The organism is Microbacterium sp. NPDC058062 (assembly GCF_042885375.1).
Lineage (GTDB): Bacteria > Actinomycetota > Actinomycetes > Actinomycetales > Microbacteriaceae > Microbacterium > Microbacterium trichothecenolyticum_C.
This window is the reverse complement of the sequence record NZ_JBHVSC010000006.1, coordinates 40410-59736: the sequence shown is the minus strand read 5'-3', so window position 1 is coordinate 59736 and position 19327 is coordinate 40410. Positions and strand designations below refer to the sequence as shown.

General features: G+C 70.6%; 19 protein-coding genes and 1 riboswitch. Of the genes, 4 read left to right on the top strand and 15 right to left on the bottom strand.

Annotation, left to right across the window (positions count from 1 at the left end; translation table 11 throughout):
- Positions 1-6: 6 nt before the first annotated feature.
- The 11 genes from ACFVSU_RS18470 to ACFVSU_RS18420 form a co-directional block, all read right to left on the bottom strand.
- A complete protein-coding gene (locus ACFVSU_RS18470) occupies positions 7-996 on the bottom strand; it encodes a cation diffusion facilitator family transporter (RefSeq protein ID WP_387146335.1) in 990 nt (329 codons plus the stop codon).
- Positions 993-1463 carry a hypothetical protein gene (locus ACFVSU_RS18465; RefSeq protein ID WP_387146332.1) on the bottom strand — a complete coding sequence of 157 codons (471 nt, stop codon included), beginning with the start codon at positions 1461-1463 and terminating at the stop codon, positions 993-995. The genes ACFVSU_RS18470 and ACFVSU_RS18465 overlap by 4 nt, the downstream gene beginning before the upstream one ends.
- 134 nt (positions 1464-1597) lie before the next feature.
- A complete protein-coding gene (locus tag ACFVSU_RS18460; protein ID WP_387146329.1) occupies positions 1598-3469 on the bottom strand; it encodes an alkyl/aryl-sulfatase in 1872 nt (623 codons plus the stop codon).
- Positions 3470-3508: 39 nt separating this feature from the next.
- Entirely contained in the window at positions 3509-5161 is a 1653-nt protein-coding gene (locus tag ACFVSU_RS18455; RefSeq protein WP_387146326.1) for a SulP family inorganic anion transporter, read from the bottom strand.
- A 58-nt stretch (positions 5162-5219) separates the two neighbouring features.
- The gene (locus ACFVSU_RS18450; RefSeq protein ID WP_387146323.1) at positions 5220-6053 is read right to left on the bottom strand and encodes a mechanosensitive ion channel domain-containing protein; all 834 of its coding nucleotides are present in this window, start codon (positions 6051-6053) and stop codon (positions 5220-5222) included.
- 320 nt (positions 6054-6373) lie between these two features.
- A complete protein-coding gene (locus ACFVSU_RS18445; RefSeq protein ID WP_387146320.1) occupies positions 6374-7810 on the bottom strand; it encodes a M20/M25/M40 family metallo-hydrolase in 1437 nt (478 codons plus the stop codon).
- A 288-nt stretch (positions 7811-8098) separates the two neighbouring features.
- Positions 8099-8419 (bottom strand): multidrug efflux SMR transporter, encoded by a 321-nt coding sequence (locus tag ACFVSU_RS18440; RefSeq protein WP_056370360.1) that lies wholly within the window; start codon positions 8417-8419, stop codon positions 8099-8101.
- Between the two features lie 9 nt (positions 8420-8428).
- Positions 8429-8493: riboswitch (guanidine-III (ykkC-III) riboswitch) on the bottom strand.
- Positions 8494-8550: 57 nt separating this feature from the next.
- Positions 8551-9432: a type II CAAX prenyl endopeptidase Rce1 family protein gene (locus tag ACFVSU_RS18435; RefSeq protein WP_387146316.1), complete on the bottom strand. Its 882-nt coding sequence runs from the start codon at positions 9430-9432 to the stop codon at positions 8551-8553.
- A 35-nt stretch (positions 9433-9467) separates the two neighbouring features.
- The gene (locus ACFVSU_RS18430; protein ID WP_387146313.1) at positions 9468-10841 is read right to left on the bottom strand and encodes an MFS transporter; all 1374 of its coding nucleotides are present in this window, start codon (positions 10839-10841) and stop codon (positions 9468-9470) included.
- On the bottom strand, positions 10838-11503 hold the full coding sequence (trmB, locus tag ACFVSU_RS18425) for a tRNA (guanosine(46)-N7)-methyltransferase TrmB (RefSeq protein ID WP_387146971.1): 666 nt from the start codon (positions 11501-11503) through the stop codon (positions 10838-10840). The genes ACFVSU_RS18430 and trmB overlap by 4 nt, the downstream gene beginning before the upstream one ends.
- Before the next feature lie 117 nt (positions 11504-11620).
- Positions 11621-12463, bottom strand: coding sequence for a DUF3097 family protein (locus ACFVSU_RS18420; RefSeq protein ID WP_387146310.1), 843 nt, complete (start codon positions 12461-12463; stop codon positions 11621-11623).
- A 186-nt stretch (positions 12464-12649) separates the two neighbouring features.
- On the opposite strand from ACFVSU_RS18420, the gene ACFVSU_RS18415 reads away from it, so the two are divergent.
- The 4 genes from ACFVSU_RS18415 (at position 12650) to ACFVSU_RS18400 (ending at position 16939) form a co-directional block, all read left to right on the top strand.
- Entirely contained in the window at positions 12650-14689 is a 2040-nt protein-coding gene (locus ACFVSU_RS18415; protein WP_387146307.1) for a TPM domain-containing protein, read from the top strand.
- A gap of 99 nt (positions 14690-14788) precedes the next feature.
- Complete coding sequence (locus ACFVSU_RS18410; RefSeq protein ID WP_056370369.1) at positions 14789-15526, top strand: PspA/IM30 family protein; 738 nt, start codon at positions 14789-14791, stop codon at positions 15524-15526.
- Between the two features lie 121 nt (positions 15527-15647).
- Positions 15648-16484: an arginase family protein gene (locus tag ACFVSU_RS18405; protein ID WP_387146304.1), complete on the top strand. Its 837-nt coding sequence runs from the start codon at positions 15648-15650 to the stop codon at positions 16482-16484.
- The gene (locus ACFVSU_RS18400; RefSeq protein WP_387146302.1) at positions 16481-16939 is read left to right on the top strand and encodes a Fe-S oxidoreductase; all 459 of its coding nucleotides are present in this window, start codon (positions 16481-16483) and stop codon (positions 16937-16939) included. The genes ACFVSU_RS18405 and ACFVSU_RS18400 overlap by 4 nt, the downstream gene beginning before the upstream one ends.
- 60 nt (positions 16940-16999) lie before the next feature.
- On the opposite strand, the gene ACFVSU_RS18395 is transcribed toward ACFVSU_RS18400, so the two are convergent.
- The 4 genes from ACFVSU_RS18395 to ACFVSU_RS18380 all read right to left on the bottom strand — a co-directional run bounded on the left by ACFVSU_RS18395 (position 17000) and on the right by ACFVSU_RS18380 (position 19314).
- Positions 17000-17323 (bottom strand): hypothetical protein, encoded by a 324-nt coding sequence (locus tag ACFVSU_RS18395; protein ID WP_387146299.1) that lies wholly within the window; start codon positions 17321-17323, stop codon positions 17000-17002.
- Between the two features lie 142 nt (positions 17324-17465).
- Complete coding sequence (locus ACFVSU_RS18390) at positions 17466-17942, bottom strand: SIP domain-containing protein (RefSeq protein ID WP_387146296.1); 477 nt, start codon at positions 17940-17942, stop codon at positions 17466-17468.
- 74 nt (positions 17943-18016) lie between these two features.
- Positions 18017-18808 (bottom strand): tyrosine-protein phosphatase, encoded by a 792-nt coding sequence (locus ACFVSU_RS18385; protein WP_387146293.1) that lies wholly within the window; start codon positions 18806-18808, stop codon positions 18017-18019.
- Positions 18805-19314 carry a carboxymuconolactone decarboxylase family protein gene (locus ACFVSU_RS18380; protein ID WP_045297469.1) on the bottom strand — a complete coding sequence of 170 codons (510 nt, stop codon included), beginning with the start codon at positions 19312-19314 and terminating at the stop codon, positions 18805-18807. The genes ACFVSU_RS18385 and ACFVSU_RS18380 overlap by 4 nt, the downstream gene beginning before the upstream one ends.
- Positions 19315-19327: the final 13 nt, after the last annotated feature.

Below are 19327 nucleotides of genomic sequence, written 5' to 3'. Positions count from 1 at the left end.
TGCGCCTCAGGCACCGCTCGACGACGGCTGCCGCTTCGCCGGCTCGGCCTCGTCGGGAAGTGTCGCGGTGGGGATGACGACGACGTCCTGCACCTTCCAGTCCAGCTGCATCACGGCCTTGCGGGCCTCCTCGATCTGTTCGAGCCGCACGTCGTCGGTGCGCGGCACGACGAAGACCTCCACGTGGAACACCTGGCCCATGTCGCGCATGCGCACGGCGGTCTCGCGCACCCAGGCGAACTCCTCGACGCGATCGGCGATGCGGAAGATGAGGGGCTGCGGGCGCGCGTCGTCCTCGGTGCGGGCGCGCTGGTCGATGAGGTCGCGGATCGCGGCACGGCTGTTGCGCCACCCGTCCCACACGATCCCGGCCGAGATGAACAGTGCCGCGGCCCCGTCGAGCCACCACAGCCCGACACCGACGCCGAGCACACCGACGATCGACGCCACCGTGGACGTCCAGTCGGCCTTGGCCATGTCGGCGTCGGCGTACAGCACTTTGTTGTGCAGCCTCGGCGCCAGCTTCGCCTTCGCGTGCCCGTAGAAGAAAGGGCCGATGACGATGACGCTCATCGCGACCACCATGAACCATCCGAGCCAGATCGTCCGTCCGAACACGTACACGGTGCCGATCGACGGATGATCGGCACGGATCAGACCGCTGATCGCCTCGTAGGCGAGGTCGCCGCCGACCGCGAGCAGCGCGACGCCGGCCACCAGATGGCCGACTCCCATCACGCGGTGATGCCCGAACGGGAACGCGCGAGTGGGCGGGCGCCGGATGAACAGCAGCGCGATCAGGAACGAGATCTGCGGGATCAGCGAGAGCATGTCCTCGATCCACGCGGTCTTCATGGCCTGCGAGCCGCCGACGACGAACGCGATGAGCACGATCGTCACCGCCGTGTACCCGATCGTGAACCACTCCCACCGGATCGCGCTGCGGAGCGCCTGCTGCTGCTCCGGAGGCAGGTCGGTGCGCCCCATCGTCTTCATCGCGCCAGCTCCTGGTCGAGATAGCCCTCGATGGCCGCCTGCCACGCGTTCTCGCCGAGCGGCACCAGGAGCACCACGGGGGCCTTCGCCCCGGGGATCGAGTCGTAGCCGCGGGTGACCGCGACCCGAGTCGACCACGGGGTCGCATCGGACATCCCCCCGATGGCCAGGTCGAGCTTCCCTGCTTCGAGCCCGTCGACGAGGTCCTCCTCGCTGCCGACGGTCCATATCACCTTCGCGTGCACCGACTCGGCGAAGCCCTCCACGAGCTCGGCGAGGGTACCGCCGACATCCCGGCCGTCGACGGTCACGAGGTCGCCCGAGGCGGAAGCACCGGCTCGCAGCTCGCCCCCGCGCACGCGGTCCAGCGTTCCCTGCGGATCGCTCGGCACTGTGAGGCCGCATCCCGCGACGCACAGCGTCAGCACCAGCAGGGGCACGCTCCACACGCGTCGCCACCGGCCCATGCCCCGAGTCTCATCCCCGCGCCCGGCGCCGGGGACCGCCTTGACCCTCTGCACGTCGCCTGCTAGCGCCCAGGCCGGCGAAAACGCCGATCGCCGGCCCCGCGATGGACGGCGCCGGCGATCGGTGGATGGCGTCAGGGAAGGACGATCTCGAAGTCGGGGTCGCCCTGGTCGAGCACGGCCAGGATCTGCTTCAGCACGTCGACGTCGCCTCGCACCTCGATGCCGTCCGAGTCCGTGTCGCCCCCGGCGAGCTGGATCAGACGCGGCTTCGACAACGTCAGCTGAAGCGGCGTCGCGGGGTCGGCGTCGCGCTCGACGTAGACCAGCACCCCGTTGCGCAGCGTCAGGTGGAAGCTGCGAGCGAGGTCGGTCAGCACCACGTCGAGCGACAGGTCCAGATCCCACGCCTTCGGGCCGTTCACACGGATGGCGACCGCGTCGAAGAGCTGCTCCGGCGTGAGCTGGGCGATGATGAGCGGCGCGGCCGTCTGCGTCGGAGTGCCGAAGTTGCCTTCGCGGAGCTCTGTGGCGCCCGACAGGAAGAAGTTGCGCCACGTGCCGTTCTCGGCGCCGTAAGCCAGCTGCTCGAGGGTGTCGGCGTACAGGACACGGGCCGCTTCGTGACCGGCGTCGGCGAACACCGCGTGATCGAGCAGCGTCGCCGCCCAGCGGTAGTCGCCCGCGTCGAACGCCTCCTGGGCCAGCTCGACCACACGGTCGACGCCGCCGATCGCCGCGACGTACCGTTCCGCGAGCGCCTGCGGCGGGTGGGGCCACAGACGTGCCGGGTTGCCGTCGAACCAGCCCATGTAGCGCTGGTAGATGGCCTTCACGTTGTGGCTGACCGACCCGTAGTAGCCGTGCGTGCTCCATGACGCCTCGAGCGCCGGCGGCAGCTCGATCATCTCGGCGATCTCGGCGCCGTTGTAGCCCTGGTTGAGCAGGCGCAGCGTCTGATCGTGGAGGTAGCCGTACAGGTCGCGCTGGATCGCGAGGAACGCCCGGATCTCATCGTTGCCCCACGTCGGCCAGTGGTGCGACGCGAACACGACCTCGACCTCGTCGCCGTACCGCTCGATGGCCTCCGTCAGGTACTGCGACCACACGTGCGGGTCGCGCACGACCGCGCCGCGCAGCGTCAGCAGGTTGTGCAGCGTGTGGGTGGCGTTCTCGGCCATGCACAGCGCGCGGTACCGCGGCAGGTAGAAGTGCATCTCGGAGGGCGCTTCGGTGCCGGGAGCCATCTGGAACTCGAACTCGACGCCGTCGATCGTGTGCGTCTCGCCGGTCGTCGTCACCTCGAGCGTCGGGGGGAGGATCGTCGGGTTGCCGGTCGAGGTGGTCTGCCCGAGTCCGGCGCCCACCTGCCCCTTCGGTCCGCGCTCGAGCGCCGCGCCGTACATGTAGCCGGCACGGCGCGCCATGGCTGTTCCCGCGTACACGTTCTCGTCGACCGAGTGCTCGAGGAATCCCTCGGGCACGACGATCTGCACCTTTCCGGCCGCGACGTCGGCCTGGCTGATGATTCCGAGGACGCCGCCGAAGTGGTCGATGTGGCTGTGCGAGTGGACCACCGCGTGGATGGGGCGGTCACCCCGGTGCGCGCGATAGAGCGCCATCGCGGCCGCCGCCGTCTCGACCGAGATCAACGGGTCGACGACGATCACGCCGGTGTCGCCCTCGATGATCGACATGACCGACAGATCCAGCCCGCGCACCTGGTACAGCCCGGGCACCACCTCGAACAGCCCGTGCTTGGCCACGAGCTTCGACTGCCGCCACAGGCTCGGGTTCACCGAGTCCGGCGCATCGCCCTCGACGAAGTCGTAGGTCGAGGCATCCCACACCACCTCGCCCTTGTCGTTGCGGATCTTCGGATCGTCGAGCGTCCCGATGAATCCACGATCCGCCGCGGCGAAGTCATCCACGTCGTCGAACGGCAGCGCGGCGAGCGCCGCCGCCTGAGCCTCGCGGATGGATGCTTCCGGTTCCCGCTGTTGCATGGTTGTGTTCCCTTCGTCCGGCCCCGGCGGCCGAGATCGTCAGTTCTGCGAGAGGGAGGCTTCCAGCGCCGCCACGGCCTCGCGATTGGTCGAGAAGACGGTCTGCCCCGACAGCAGCCCGAGCTCGTCGAGGCGCGCCTTCGTGGGGACCCGGACCCGGCTGAACGCCAGGCTCACCCGCTGCTCGTGCAGCCACTCCTCGAGCGACGCGAACGCCTCGGCGCCGGTCACGTCGATGTCCGTCACCGCTTCCATGTCGATGACGACGTGCTTGACCGGCTCGTCCGCCTCGGTCACGGCGCGCTTCACGGCGGCCGAGAACACGCTGCCGTTCGCGAAGAACAGCGGCGCCGCCATCCGCACCACGACGACGCCGGGCGCGGTCGTCGCACCGGCCGCCGCGTCTTCGAGGAGTGACTGCTTCGCGTCGTCGTCGGCGGCGAGGACGTCGATCGCGGGGTTCGCCGCGCGCTTGGCGAGGTTGATGAGCGCGAGCACGAACGCCACGACGATCCCGGGGATCGCGCCCACGAAGAGCGTCACGAGGAAGCACACCGCGCCGATGGCGAACTCGAAGCGATCCTGACGCCACAGCTGCCGGAACTCGCGGATGCCGAGGAGGGGCAGGATCGCGACGCCGACGACGGCGCCGATCGCGGGCGACGGGATGTCGGCGAGCAGCGCGGTGCCGAAGAGCAGCAGCAGCAGCGTGCCGACGGCGAGCACGAGCGACGGAAGCTGGGTGCGCGAACCCGCCTGGTCCATCGCGGCGGTGCGCGACGTGGACGAGCCCATCGAGAAGCTCCCCTGTGCGCCGGCGGCGATGTTGCCCAGGCCGAAGGCGAGGAGGTCGCGGTTGGCGTGGAACGGGTAGCCGTGCTTCTCGCCGTACGAGCGCGAGACGAGGAGTCCCTCGGCCGTGGTGACGAGCGTCAGCGCGATCGCCGACGGGATCAGCGCCATCCACATCTGCCAGTCGATGACGGGCCACGTGAGCGTGGGCGGCCCCGCGGGAACCTCCCCCAGGACGTCGACGCCCTGCTTGTCGAGCCCCGTCAGCACGACGAGCAGCGTCGAAAGGACGAGTACGACGAGCGCCCACGGCACGGCCTTCAGGAACCTCGCGCCGAGGAGCAGGACCGCCACCGACACCGCAGAGATCGCGAGCGACCACGCGTTGATCGTCTCGAGGTTCGACACCAGCCCGAAGACCTTGTCGACGAACTCGCCGCCCGAGTCGATCTTGACGCCCAGCATCTTGGCGATCTGGCTGACGAGGATGTCGAGCGCCAGACCGCCGACGAACCCGATGAGGATCGGCTTGGAGAGGAAGTTCGCGAGGAAGCCGAGCTTGAACACCGCCATCAACACGAACATCACGCCGCAGATGATCGCCTGGGCGAGCGCCAGGGTGGCGTAGTCGGCGCTGCCGGCGGTCGCGAGCCCGCCGATCGACGAGGCGACGAGGGCGGCTGCCGCGGCATCGGGCGACGCCACGAGCTGACGCGACGACACCACGAGCGCGTAGACGATCGTCGGCACGATGAGGGCGTACAGCCCTGCGGTCGCGGGCAGGCCGGCGATCTGCGCGTACCCGATGTTGAGCGGGATCGCGATCGCGAGGAGGGTGACGCCCGCGGTGAGCTCGGTCACGAGGTTCCGCCTGGTCAGGCCGGCGAGGGGACGCTGCATTCCTGCTCCTGGATACGTGGGGACACAGTCGTGTCCACCTTGGCATGATCGAGCGGTGTCAGACGGGATCGCCGGGCACGAGGGGCGGCACGACCGCCTCGCTCGTCACTGTCGCCGACCACCCGCGGCGCGCGAGTCCCGCCGTCAGCGCGGCGACCACCCCCGACGTGACCGAAAGTCCTCGCGCGGGATCGTGCCAGAACTGCACGCGCCCGGTGATCCGGGTCTCGGACACGGCGGTGACCAGCACACCGACGGAGGGATCGGCGTGGACGCCCTCAGCGGCGCCGGCGGACTCGGCGAGCGCCTCGACGACCTCCTCGACCCCTGCGCCGGCCCGCTCGACGCGCACCTGCACTTCGCTGCGCCGCCCGCCGTGGCGCGAGTTGTTGACGAGGGTCTCGGCGAGGAGCTTGGAGTTCGGCACGTGCGCCGTGCGCCCGTCGGGTGTGGTGAAGACCACGGCGCGGGAGTTGAGCTCGACGACGGTGCCGGTGATGGGCTTGCCGTCGGGTCCTTCGACGGTGATCTCCTCGCCGAGCATGACGGGCTTGCGAGTGGCGATCAGCACGCTCGCGGCGAAGTTGTCGGCGACGCCGCGCAGCACCAGTGCGGCGACGACGACCAGCACGATCACGACAGCGAGCACCGGCTGCACGTTCGCCCCGAGGAACGCCAGCGCGATCCCGAAGCCGACCAGCAGCAGCGTGTACTGGGCGAATCGCGCGGCGAACCGCGTCGCGGCCGGCGTCGCCGTGGGCACGTGGCCCATGAGGTCGGTGACCGCCCGCTTCGCGATGCGCGAGGCGATCCACCCGGCGAGCAGGGCGAGGATCGCCCACAGCACCTGCCACCACGTGATCGGCGTGCTCAGGAACTGGCTGAAATCCACGTCGTCAGGATACGAGTGGGGTGCCGGCGTCGCGCGAGCCTCGCCGGGGCCCCGGCTTCGAACGTGAGGCCCCGACGACGCCGGGCGCAAAACGATGATCCCCTCGGTGCCGAAGCGCCGGGGGGATCGTCAATGCGAAGGGGTTTCTGTGTTCCGGGTCCTTTCGGGCCTTACGTCTCTGTTTTCTCTTCGCAAGATCGAATGTCCTCCTCGGGACCCCCGTCGTCAAGAGTTCACGAAGAAGTCATCTCGACATGAGGTTGAGGGTGAGGGATGCTGCGCCCCCGGACGCAGTCGCCGGGGGCGCAGCATCCCGTCGATCACTGCGTGGCGTCGTCCGTGAACGCGTCCATGCTCTTGCCCGCACCGTGCGACTTGCCCGGCGTGCGGACGCCGTTGACCGTCGACGTGTCGAACGCGAACGTCATGATCGACGCGGCGACCGCGTCGGAGTTCACGTCGAGCGCGTGCGCGTTGAGGTTGTCGATGTCATCGCAGGGAGCGTGGTAGCACGGGTCGAACGCGACGCCGGCCGTGCCGCCGAAGATCGCCGCCTGCTGGGCGGTCTTGACCCCCTCGGCACCGGTGAACAGACCGCCCGCGGGGATGCCCACGGCGATGAAGGGTCCGTAGTCGCTGCGGCCCGAGAACTCGGTGTCCTGGAAGGGCTCTCCGACGCTCGTGTAGTACTGCTCGAAGACGTCCTCGATCTGGGCGGACCCCTCCGGGATGAAGCCGGGTGCGGCTGTCCCACTGGAGTTGTCGCCGTCGTAGACGCCCATGAAGTAGTTCGGCGAGCCGATCATGTCGAAGTTGAGGTAGAGCGCGATGTCGCCCGCCTGCTCCTCCGACAGTGCCCCGACGTAGTGCTCCGAACCGAGCAGCCCGCTCTCCTCGGCGCCCCACCAGGCGAACCGCACCGTGTTGTTGGGCTTGGTCTTCTGCATCTGGATGGCGGTCTCCAGCAGCGCGGCGCTGCCCGAGCCGTTGTCGTTGATGCCCGGACCGTCCTGGACGCTGTCCAGGTGAGCGCCCGCCATGACGGTGTTGGCGTCGTTGCCGGCCTTGGTCTCGGCGAGCACGTTCCACGCGGTGCGCGTGTCGGCCTCGTAGTCGACCGTCACGGTGACGATCGAGTTCGGCACCGACAACAGGTTCGCGCCTGTGGCGGAGGTCGCGAACACCGCCGGGATGGTCAGCCCGGTGGCGTCGCCGATCATGCCGACGAGTCCGGTGCGGCCCGCCTGCCCCTCGTTCATGACGATCACGCCGGCGGCACCCGCCGCCTGCGCGTTGAGGACCTTGACCGCGAATCCGCACGTCCCGCGCTGGACCAGGGCGATGCCGCCCATCGGGAAGCCGGCGAAGTCCGTCGACTCGCATCCGCTGGTGTTGCTGTTCGGCGGGAGCGCCTCGGACGGGTAGACGACACCGACGGGCACGAGCGGCCCGGTCGCGGTGCCCTTGGGGCTGCCGCTGTCGAAGGTGTTGCGGAGGAAATCCGACTCGTCGACGAACGAGGTGGGGTTCGGCGAAACGCGGATGAGCTCGCTGTTCTCCTCGAAGTAGTCGAACTCGAACGGCTGCACCTCGGGCGTGTACCCGGCGGCGGTGAGCTGGCTCACGACGTAGTCGACGGATGCCCTGTACCCCGGGCGTCCGGCGGCACGGTCGCCGTACTGATCGGCGATCGCCTGGAACGCCTCGAGATGGTTCATGACGCCGTCCAGCGTCACGGCTTTCGTGATCTTCTTCACCGAATTGTTGTTCGGTGCCGCGTACGCGGGACTTGCGAGAGCGACGGTGGCGACGAGGGCTGTCGCGGTAGCGACAACCCAGGCGCGCCTGGTTCTCATGGGCATGGTCGTGCCTCTCCGCCGGCGACCCCTCTGTCACCGGCTTCCTGCGGGGATGCTCACACACTCCGCATCGGCACGGCCAGCCCCACGGCGGGCACTCTCATCGAGCTCTCATAATCCGGCCTGACCAGGATGGATGCTGCGACCCGGCGCGGTCGCCGGGTCGCAGCATCCATCGCCCGAAGGTCACTCGTGGCCGACGAGCTTCAGGCCGACGACGCAGCCGACCAGGCCGAGGATGAGGAGCATCTTGACGAACGAGAACGCCTCGTCGCCGGTGATCATCGCGTAGGCGACGGTCAGCGATGCGCCGATGCCGACCCAGACGGCGTACGCGGTGCCGGTGGAGATGTCGCGCATCGCCCAGGCGAGTCCGCCCATGCTGGCGACGAGCGCGACGCCGAAGATCACCGACGGCCAGAGCTTCGTGAAGCCCTCGGTCTTGCCGAGGGCGGTGGCCCACACGGCCTCGAGGATGCCGGAAACGATGAGGATGACCCACGCCATGACTGTGCTCCTGGCCAGTCTTGTCGCGTACCGGGTACTGATCCGTCGTCCGGGGATCCGGTCGGGGATCCGCTGACCACCTTAGCCGCTCCCCCTGGGCAGGGCCTGGGCAGGGATCCGGGCCGCCCGGCTCAGACGAAGAAGAGCCAGTCGAGCATGCCCGGGTTGTGCGCGTGCACGAGCACGAGGAAGACGACAGCGTCGAACAGCAGGTGCACCGTGACGACGTAGGCGAGCGATCGCGTCTTCATGAAGATGAAGCCCTGCAGCAGCGCGAAGGGGATCGTGAGCACCGGACCCCACGCCTGATACCCGAGCTCCCAGAGGAACGAGACGAACACCACCGACTGCAGGACGTTCGCCTGCCAGAACGGGAAGTGCCGCCGCAGCAGGGCGAAGCACGTGCAGATGAAGAACAGCTCGTCCCAGATGCCCACCGCGCCGACGCCGACGAACAGGCGCGCGATGAGCTCCGGGGTGTCGACGACCGGCCAGTTGAGGTAGACGCCCGAGGTGATGAAGTAGAAGGGCAGGATCAGCCAGCCGAGCAGCAGCACGGCGATGAGCCACGTCCACTGGAACCGCGTCCACCGGCCGCCGCCGCGCCACGGGAACCGGATGGCGCGGTCCCGGTACACCCATCGCGAGATCACGTAGGGCACGGCGACCGCGCCGCCGAGGGCGATCGCGAACCGCAGGATCGCGAGGTTGTCGAGCTCCGCCTTGAGCGGGATCGCGCTCACGATGAGCAGGCCGACGGCGATGAGCGAGAGATCGCGCAGCAGCGACGGCGGGCGCAGACCGGACTCCGGCGCAGGCGGCCGGGCGGCAGCATCCGCTCGCTCCGTCAGAAGTGCGCTCGCGAGGCCTGCGGCCAGCAGCACCCACCCGAGCCACGGCACGCGCACGACGAAGAACGCCGGGGCGGCGAGGCAGACGAGGAGGGCGGGCGCGAGCCCCCAGGACCACGTGCGGACGGCCGGCGCGGGCGGGGCGTCGGGATGTGCGGGCATGCTCGGCGGCTCCGGTCGGTCGGGGTCGGGACGGGTCAGTGGTCGAGGGGGTGCTCGATCTCATCCTTCGACATGCGCGCGACGACGTACGCCAGCGCGCCGAGGATCAGCGGGATCACACCGGCCGCGATGAAGATCGCCTCGATCGGCACCACCTCGGCGAGGGGGCCGGCGAGCGCCATCGACAGCGGCATGAGCGCGAGCGACACGAAGAAGTCGAGGCTCGAGATGCGCCCGAGCATGTGGCGCGGCACGCGGCGCTGCAGGAGCGTGCCCCAGATGACGTTGCCGTAGCTGAAGCCGAAGCCCACGAGGAACAGGCACAGCGCCATGAGCCAGTACTGGTGGGTGATGCCGACGATCGCGAAGGGCAGCGTGCTGACCCCCCACACGCCCATCATCACCGTGAGGTACCGGCGCGGCAGCTTCATCGACGACACCACGATCGAGCCGAGCACGCCGCCGATCCCGTAGATCGCGAGGAGGAAGCCGAACAGCCGCGGGTCCTCCCCGACCCGGTCTCGGGTGACGAAGGGCAGCAGCACCTCTTCGGGACCGACGAACACGAGCACCCATCCGGTGGCGAACAGGAGCGTCCACAGCAGCCACGGCGTGCGGATCGTGAAGCCCACCGCCTCGCGCAGGTCGTGGAGCACGCCGCGCACGCCCTCGGGCGCCTCGTGCTGCTCCCCGGGAGCGGCGGGCGGCTCGGGGCGCACGAACAGCAGCAGCACGAACGCCAGCGCGTGGGCGGCGACGACGCCCCACGCCGCGTGCGCAGGTGCGAGCACCGCCGCGACGATGACACCGGCCGCCGCCGGGCCCGCCGCCTGCTGCAGCGCGGGGCGGATGGCGCCCTCGAGACCGTTCGCGGCGAGAAGCTGCGCGGGCGGCAGGATGCGGGGCAGGATCGCGCTGTACGCCGGGAAGAAGAAGCCCGCACCCGCGCCCATCACGAAGGCCACGAGCGCGAGATGCGGGATCGTCACGACGCCGAACGAGCCCGCGACCGCGACCGAGGTGATGGCGAGAAGGTTCACCAGCTCGACGATGCGCAGCAGGAGCCGGCGCGGCACGCGGTCGGCCGCGATGCCGCCGGGGATCGCGCACGCCAGCAGGCCGATGGCGTTCGCCGCCGCGACCAGAGAGAGCTCGACCGGCCCGCCGCCCGCGCCGATGACCGTGTAGACCATGACGACGGCCCACATGCCCGCGCCGAAGATCGACAGCACCACGGCGCCGAACAGCATCCGGAAGTCACGATGCCCGAGCGGTCTGAGGAAGCGCCACGGGTCGCGCTGCCGCGCGGGCGCGGCCGAGCCGGGCGCGGACGGGAGCTCTCGCGCGGGGTCGGGTCCCGGTCCCGGCACCGGGACCGGGCCGGTGAGGGGTCCGGTGGGTCCGCTCATGACCTCGCGACGCGGCGGTACGACAGATCCCGGATGTCGCGTCCCACGCGAGCGCCCTTGCGCTCGAACGCCGTGAGCACGCGGCCGTCGAAGCGCGGTGCCCACTCCCCCTCGAAGGTCGCCTCGAAGTCGGGCGCGACCGACATGACCTCGCGCATCTGCAGCGCGTAGTCCTCCCAGTCGGTCGCGAGACGCAGCATCCCGCCGTCCTTCAACGCCCGCGCCGCGATAACGCCGAAGCCCTCGGCGACGAGGCGCCGCTTGGTGTGCTTCTTCTTGTGCCACGGATCGGGGAAGAAGATCCAGAGCTCGTCGACGGATGCCTCGGGCAGCAGGTGCTGCAGCACCTCGGGCGCATTCGCCTCGACGAGACGCAGGTTGCGCGCCCCGGCGCGGTCGGCGTCGAGCATGGTGCGGGCGAGCCCGGCACGGAACACCTCGATCGCGAGGAAGTCGGTGTCGGGGCGCGACGTCGCGGCGTGCACGATGGCGTGCCCCTGGCCCGACCCGATCTCGACGACGAGCGGCGCGTCGCGCCCCCACACCATGGCGGGATCGATCTCCGAGTCCGGCAGGATGCTCGTGACCGCACGGTCGCGGGGCACCTCGATGACGTACTGCGGGGCGAGCTCGCTCCAGGCGCGCTCCTGGGCGTCCGACATCCGGCCGCTGCGCCGCACGAACGACACCGGCTTCTCACGGAAGGTGCGGGGCTCGGGCGCAGGCGTGGCAGGGTTCGTCACTCCTCCAGGCTACCCAGGGCGAGAGGCGCCGACGGGCTACTGCGGAACGGTGACGAAGTCGATGAGCTCCTCGACGCGGCCGAGGAACGCGGGCTCGAGGTCGCGATAGGTCTTCACCGACGCGAGGATGCGCTGCCAGGCCCGGGCGATGTCGGCTTGGTCGCGGGCGGGCCAGCCGAGAGCGCGGCACACGCCCACCTTGAACTCGATGCCGCGAGGCACCTCGGGCCAGCGTTCGATGCCGACCGCGCGGGGCGTGACGCACTGCCAGACGTCGATCCACGGGTGCCCGACGATGAGCACATGCTTTCCGTGGCGGCCCCGCGCCACCGCGTCGGCGATGCGCGTCTCCTTCGAGCCGGGCACGAGGTGGTCGACGAGCACACCGTAGCGGCGCTCGGCCGAGGGCGGCTCCTCGTCGAGCATGGCGTCCAGCAGATCGATGCCCTGCAGGTACTCGACGACGACGCCCTCCTCGCGCAGGTCGTCGCCCCACACCTTCTCGACGAGCTCGGCATCGTGCCGGCCCTCGACGAGGATGCGGCTGGCGCGCGCGACGCGAGCTCGCGAGTCGGCGGTCGCGAACGAGCCGGACGCCGTACGCTTCGGCCCGGCGGGCGCTGCTGCGGGTGCGGGCGGACCGAGCACGACGTCCCTGCCGTCGATGAGGAAGCCCGCGCCGAGCGGGAACAGGCGGCGGCGCCCGAGGCGGTCCTCGAGCTCGACCATGCCGCCGGACGCACCCACGACGGCGCCGCAGAATCCGTCGTCCGCGACCTCGACGACGAGGTCCCGGGATGCCGCCACCCGCGGCAGCTCCCGCACCCCGTGGCCCTTCCAGCCCGTGGCCAGCACATCGGCGCCGTAGCGATCGTCCATGGTCCTCCTCCGGATCGGCAAGGCTACCCGCCGCCGCGCACCCAGGGCGGGAGCGACCCGCATCGGCGGCGCCTGCGTACGTTCTCGGCGAACACTCAAGTGGCGTCGGGGCCGTGGGCTATCGTCGTATCCCCGCGGCTGAATAGACTCGCGGAGGGGGAAACCCGAGTCCCAGAGGGGGGATCGATGCGACTGCGTTGGGCTGCAGCGCTGGCGTCCGCTGCGGTGGTCGCGGTCACGGCGATCGGCGGTGGGGCGGCGCTCGCGACTCCCCCGGTCACGCTCGGCTCGAGTGCGGAGTACGTGCTCGACGAGTCGGGGGTGCTCTCGTCCGGCCAGCGTTCCGAGGCGCAGTCGCGACTCGAACAGCTGAAGTCCGACACCGGCCTCGATCTCTGGGTGGCCTACGTCGGCGAGTTCACGGACCCGTCGAACGCCACGGAGTGGGCCGTCCAGACGGCGCAGGACAACACCCTCGGTGTCAGCCAATACCTGCTCGCCGTCGCCACCGAAGGGCGCGCCTATTACCTCTGGGGCGATCCCGCGGGCCCCGTCAGCGACGACCAGCTCGGCGCGATCGAGCAGCAGCAGATCCAGCCGGCGCTCGCACGGGACGACTGGCTCGGCGCCATCGATGCGGCCGCCGATGGCCTGACCGACGCGGTCGGTGGTGGCAGTGAAACTCCCGCAACGGACTCCGGCGGGAGCGGGTGGCTCACGTGGCTGCTCGTCATCGTCGTCGTCGGCGTCGGCATCGTGCTGCTGGTGATGCTCCTCCGCCGGCGCAAGAAGGGCGCGGTGACCGCCGGACCGGCAGGTCCGCCGCAGCCCAGCATCGAGGAGCTCGAGCGGCGCGCGTCGTCGCTGCTCGTCGAGACCGACGACGCCATCAAGACGAGCACGCAGGAGCTCGGCTTCGCGAAGGCGCAGTTCGGAGACGCCGCGACGACCGAGTTCGAGGCCGCCCTCGCGACCGCGCAGCAGAGCCTCGCCGAAGCGTTCGAGCTCAAGCAGAAACTCGACGATCACATCCCTGACTCCGAGCAGGACACGCGCGCCTGGAACGAGCGGATCATCGCGCTCTGCGAGGCCTCCAACACGCTCCTCGACGAGAAGGCGGCCGCCTTCGACGAGCTGCGCAAACTCGAGCAGAACGCCCCCGAGGCGCTCGCGCGCGTGCACGACGCGAAGGAGAAAGCCGAGGCATCCCTCGACCAGGCGACCTCCCGGCTGCAGAGCCTGCAGACGGCGTACGCGCCGGAGGCGCTCGCGACCGTCGTCGACAACCCCGAGCAGGCGAAGCAGCGCCTCGCGTTCGCCGACGAGCAGCTCACCGCCGCGCAGGCCGCCATCGGGGCCGGCGACGGCGGCGAGGCCGCGGTCGGGATCCGCGCCGCGGAAGAGGCCGTCGGCCAGGCGACGCTGCTCGAGAACGCGATCGACAAGCTCGCCACCGACCTCGCCGAGGGCGAGCGCAACGCCACCGCCCTCGTCGCCGAGCTCGAATCCGACATCGCCGCCGCGTCTGCCCTCCCCGACACCGACGGCCGGATCGCCGGCGTCATCGCGTCGACGCGGCAGCAGCTCGATGCCGCGCGCGCACAGCTCAGCGGCACCGCCAAGCGCCCGCTCGCGGCACTCCAGAGCCTCGAAGCGGCCAACACGCAGATCGACACGCTCGTGCAGGGCGTCCGCGATGCCGAGGCCCAGGCGCAGCGGGCACGGCAGATGGTCGGCCAGGTGATGATGCAGGCGCAGGCGCAGGTGTCGGCGGCCGAGGATTACATCACGGCCCGGCGCGGCGCGGTCGGCGCCCAGGCACGCACCCGCCTCGCCGAGGCCGGCGCCTCGCTCGCTCGCGCCCAGGCGCTGCAGGCGAGCGATCCGCAGCAGGCGATGCAGCAGGCGCAGCGTGCCGACCAGCTCGCCGGGCAGGCGATCCAGCTCGCACAGAACGACGTCGGCGCGTTCGACGGCGGCATGGGCGGCATGTTCGGCGGGGGCCAGCAAAGCGGCGGCCAGTCCGGCGGCGGCATGCTCGGCGCCGTCCTCGGCGGCATCGTGCTGAACTCCGTGCTGAGCGGCGGCCGCTCCTCGGGCGGCATGGGCGGCGGCCTCGGCGGCATGCTGGGCGGCGGCGGCCCGAGCCGCTCGTCGGGCGGCATGCGACCCGGTAGCTTCGGAGGCGGCGGCACACGCGCGCGCCGAGGAGGTGGCCGCTTCTGACCCGAATCCGCCGGGCAGCCCGCGGGCCGGAGGCCCCGGCATCCGTCTCCAGACCAGACTCACCGACCCAGAACTGAAGTCCGATAGGAAGGAAATCCGATGGCGAAGCAGTCCATCTTCGGTCGCATCTCGACCCTCATGAAGGCGAACATCAACGCACTCCTCGACTCCGCTGAGGACCCGCAGAAGATGCTCGACCAGCTCGTGCGCGACTACACCAACTCGATCGCCGACGCCGAGTCGGCCATCGCCGAGACCATCGGCAACCTGCGCCTGCTCGAGCGCGACCACCAGGAGGACGTGCAGGCGGCCGCCGAGTGGGGCAACAAGGCCCTCGCCGCCAGCCGCAAGGCCGACGAGCTGCGCAAGACCGGCAACACCACCGACGCCGACAAGTTCGACAACCTCGCCAAGATCGCGCTGCAGCGTCAGATCAGCGAGGAGAACGAGGCCAAGGCGATCGCGCCCACCATCGCGACGCAGAACGAGGTCGTCGACAAGCTGAAGGAGGGCCTCAATGGCATGAAGCAGAAGCTGGAGCAGCTGAAGGCCAAGCGCTCCGAGCTTCTCGCCCGCGCCAAGACCGCCGAGGCCCAGAACAAGGTGCACGACGCGGTCAAGTCGATCGACGTGCTCGACCCGACCAGCGAGCTCGGCCGCTTCGAGGACAAGGTGCGCCGCCAGGAGGCCCTCGCCGCCGGCAAGCAGGAGCTGGCCGCGTCGACCCTCGACGCGCAGTTCAACGCCCTCGAGGACGTCGGCGAGCTGACCGAGGTCGAGGCCCGCCTCGCCGCGCTCAAGTCCGGCGCTCCGGTGCAGGCCGCGATCGAGAACTGAGCCCACCGCTCGTCGTCGAGGGGCGTCGGATCCGCACGGATCCGGCGCCCCTCGCGTCTGCCTCCAGCGAACGGACGGCAGGACGGATGCCTCGGCCCCCGGTCTGCGCGAAGATGAGGGGATGACGCGTTACCTCGTGGTCCCGCAGTGGCAGGGAAGCCCGTCCTCCCGCGCGATGCAGCTCATCGACGGCGCCCAGGCGATCGCGGGAGACCTCCCCCGGGCGTCGACCACCGTGCTCGACGTTCCCATGGAGGCGGGCGAATCGCTGGGCACCGGCATCCATCGCCTGAGCGCCCTGCAGCGGGTGCAGGGGATGGTCGCGCAGGCGCTCGACGCGCACGACGCCGCGGCGCCGGACGAGCCGGTGCTCACGATCGGCGGCGACTGCGGCATCGCGCTGGCGCCGATCGCTCACGCCGCCCGCCGCTCCCCCGGGCTCGCGGTGGTCTGGATCGACGCGCACCCCGACCTCAATTCGCCGGACTCGTCGCCGTCGGGCGCTTTCGCGGGCATGGCGCTGCGCGCCGTGATCGGCGACGGGGACCCCGGCCTGGCGCTGCCCTCGGGCACGATCGCCGCCGAGCGCGTGATCGTCGGCGGGGCGCGGTCGTTCGACGAGCCCGAGCTCGAGGTCGTCGCGGAGCTCGGCATCGCGGCGCTCACGGTCGACGCGCTGCGCGACGCCGACGCCCTCGCCGACGCGGTGCTCGCGACCGGGGCCGACGCCGTGTACATCCACATCGACATCGACGCACTCGACCCCGCCGAGATCGCCGGCAACGCGCACCCCGAACCGTTCGGTGTCACCGTGGCGGAGCTGACCGTCGCGGTCGCGCGCCTGCGCGAGCGGGTGCCGCTGGTGGGCGCGTCCCTCGCCGGCTACTCTCCCGCCTCGCTCGCGGCGGCGACCGACGACCTGGGCGCGATCCTGCGCGTGATCGGGGCGCTGGCGTGAGTCCCATCCCCACGCCGCCCGCCGGGTGGCGCGCCGCTGCGGAGCGCGCCGTCATCAGGGGGCGCCGCATCGACGACGCCATCCCGTCGATCCTCCTGGACTCGCCTGTCAGCCGCCTCGGCTACTGGTACGGCTGCGCCGTGGGATGGGTCTGGGGCACGCTCTGGAGCACCGGGCGCGTCGAGAAGCGCGAGGGTCTGTGGGTGTTCCGCGGGATGCCGCGCTGGACGTTCCCGCGCGGCGGCTCGTGCGTCGGCGCGTGCTTCCTCACCGGCGACGGGCGCATCACCGACGCACTGCTGCGGCACGAAGCGGTGCACAAACGGCAGTGGCAGCGCTACGGGCTGCTCATGCCCCTGCTCTACCTGCTGGCCGGCCGCAACCCGCTGCGCAACCGGTTCGAGATCGAGGCAGGCCTCGCCGACGGCAACTACGTGCCGCGCGGCGCGGCCTGAACGCACGAGACGACGACAGAAGGAAGGACGCGGCCCGGGTGCCCCGGCCGCGTCCGCAGATCACTTCTGCCCTTGGGTGTGGCCGTTGCAGCCCCACTCCCCCAGGCCCGGGATGTTGACCTCGGAGGCGCCGCCGCCGTGCAGGCTGAACGCCTTGCGAGCCGCCTGATCGAACTGTCCCCAGTTCTGGGTGGTCCCGGGTGTCACACCCGAGCCGTCGGTTTCGTGATCCTCCAGTCCGGAGAACGCACACGGCGAGTTCGCGTTGCTCCGCGCTCCGGTCGCCTGACCGTTGGCGTTGTACTCTCCCGCGAACGCTCCGCCCGCGGAGCCGAACACCAGCACCGCTCCCACCGCGATGCCCAGCATGATCTTCCTGCGCATGATGCGCCCCCTCCAGTTGAAAGGGCGGGCAGCGAGCTCGCCCGCGCCCATCGAACTCCGAGGCTCGGGACCCCGTCAATGAGGTGAATACCGGAGCAGTACCTAGGGAGCGCGCTTCGCGGCGCAGACGCCGCGCGGCGACTCAGCGCGCGGTGGCGAGGCCGTACTGCGCGGGAGTGTGGATCGCGTCCGCGCTGATGCCCAGCTCGACCAGGTGGTCGACGATGTCGGCCGTGCCGAGGTAGCCGCCCAGCAGGTGGATGCGGGTCTCGTCGTCGTCGGCGCACAGCATCTCGTCGGCCCACGCGGTGACCGCACGCGTCAGCGCCTCGCCCGACGCGCAGCCGCGGCCGGTGCCAGGCGCACCCGACCGCTGCGAGCGGTCCAGCCACGTGACGACCATGCGGCTCGGTGCGGTGATCTCGGCCAGCCACGAGGCATCCGGGATCTCGATGAACACCCGGCCCGTCGAGCAGATCGGCAGGGTCGCGAGCGCGGCCTCGAGCTCGGCCAGCGACGATTCGTCAGCCGCGATCAGGTGCTGCACGCGCGTGTGACGCGATGCACGGCACGCGGACGCGTTGTGCGCGGCACTCTGAGGCTGGATGTTCTGGACCATGACCCCTCCACTATAACCGCTGATGAAGGGTTGCCTTACCTCATTACCGATCGTGAAGAACGGATGCCTCGTCCCTACGCGCCGCGCTGCAGCAGCACGCGGCGCAGCTCGACGATCTCGTCGTGGGCCAAGCCGTGGGTGCGCAGATACTCCGCGGCCGAGCCGTAGCGCTGGTCGATGTCGGCGAGGAGCGCCCGCATCACCGGCGCCGGCGAGCGCGCGACGAGGTCCTCGACGTTCACCGCGCGCGGATGCATGGATCGGATCAGGGCCACGACGTAGCGATTGCGTCGCGCCGGGAGCAGCGCCTCCGTGCGTGAGTAGTCCGCGACGACCTCGTCGGCATCCACGCCCGCTGCGGCCAGCGTCAGCGCGACGGTGACGCCGGTGCGATCCTTGCCCGCGGTGCAGTGCACGAGCACCGGCTGGTCGGCGAGGATGCCCCGGACCACCGCCACGACGCCTTCCGACGACTCCTCGATGATGAGGCGGTACATCTCGTCGAGGCTGAGGTCGTCGCGGAAGAACGAGTCGACCGAGCCGAGGAACAGCGGCACGCGCTGGGTCACGACGTCCAGGCCCTCGGTCCGACTGGGATCACGGGCGACCTCGTCGTCGGCACGCAGATCGATGATGCGGCGCAGACCAAGCCCCGCGAGAGCGGGCCCGCCCTTCGCCCCGAGCCGCGCCAGGTTGCCCGAGCGGAAGACGACGCCGTAGCGGGTCCTCGTCGCGCCCGCGCGCAGCCCCCCGATGTCGCGGAGGTTCACGGCGCCCGGGACGACGGGGTCGGAGAAGGCCAGGCGACCGGGTGCCGCCGGGTCCTCCGGCTCAACCGGATCGGTCGACGGCGGATCGCCCGTCACCACGCGGCGCCCGCGGCGGCGTCCTTGTCTTCGCCGACCAGATCGTCGCGGGGCGGCGTGCTGTACCGGCCCGCGATGGCGATCCGGTTGAACGCGTTGATCGAGACGAGGATCCAGCTGAGGGCGACGTACTCCTTCTCGCTGAGCACACCGCCGATGCGGTTGTACACGTCGTCGGGGATGCCGTCCTCGTGGATGTAGACATAGGCCTCGGCGAGCTCGAGGCCCGCGCGCTCGCGATCGGAGAAGACGCCGGACTCGCGCCACACCGGCAGCTGGGCGATGTCGTCTGCCGTGACGCCGGCGGCGAGCGCTCGCTCGACGTGCACCCGCACGCAGTAGGCGCAGCCGTTGCGCTGCGACGCGTGGATCTGCACGAGTTCCTTGAGCCGGTCGTCGATGCCGTTCTCGGCGGCGATGCCGCCCACGGTCTTCGAGAAGGCCGAGAGCGCCTGATAGGCGGGTCGCGCCGCTCGCGAGAGGTGCACGCGGTGTTCTGCCGTCATGACGCCAGACTAC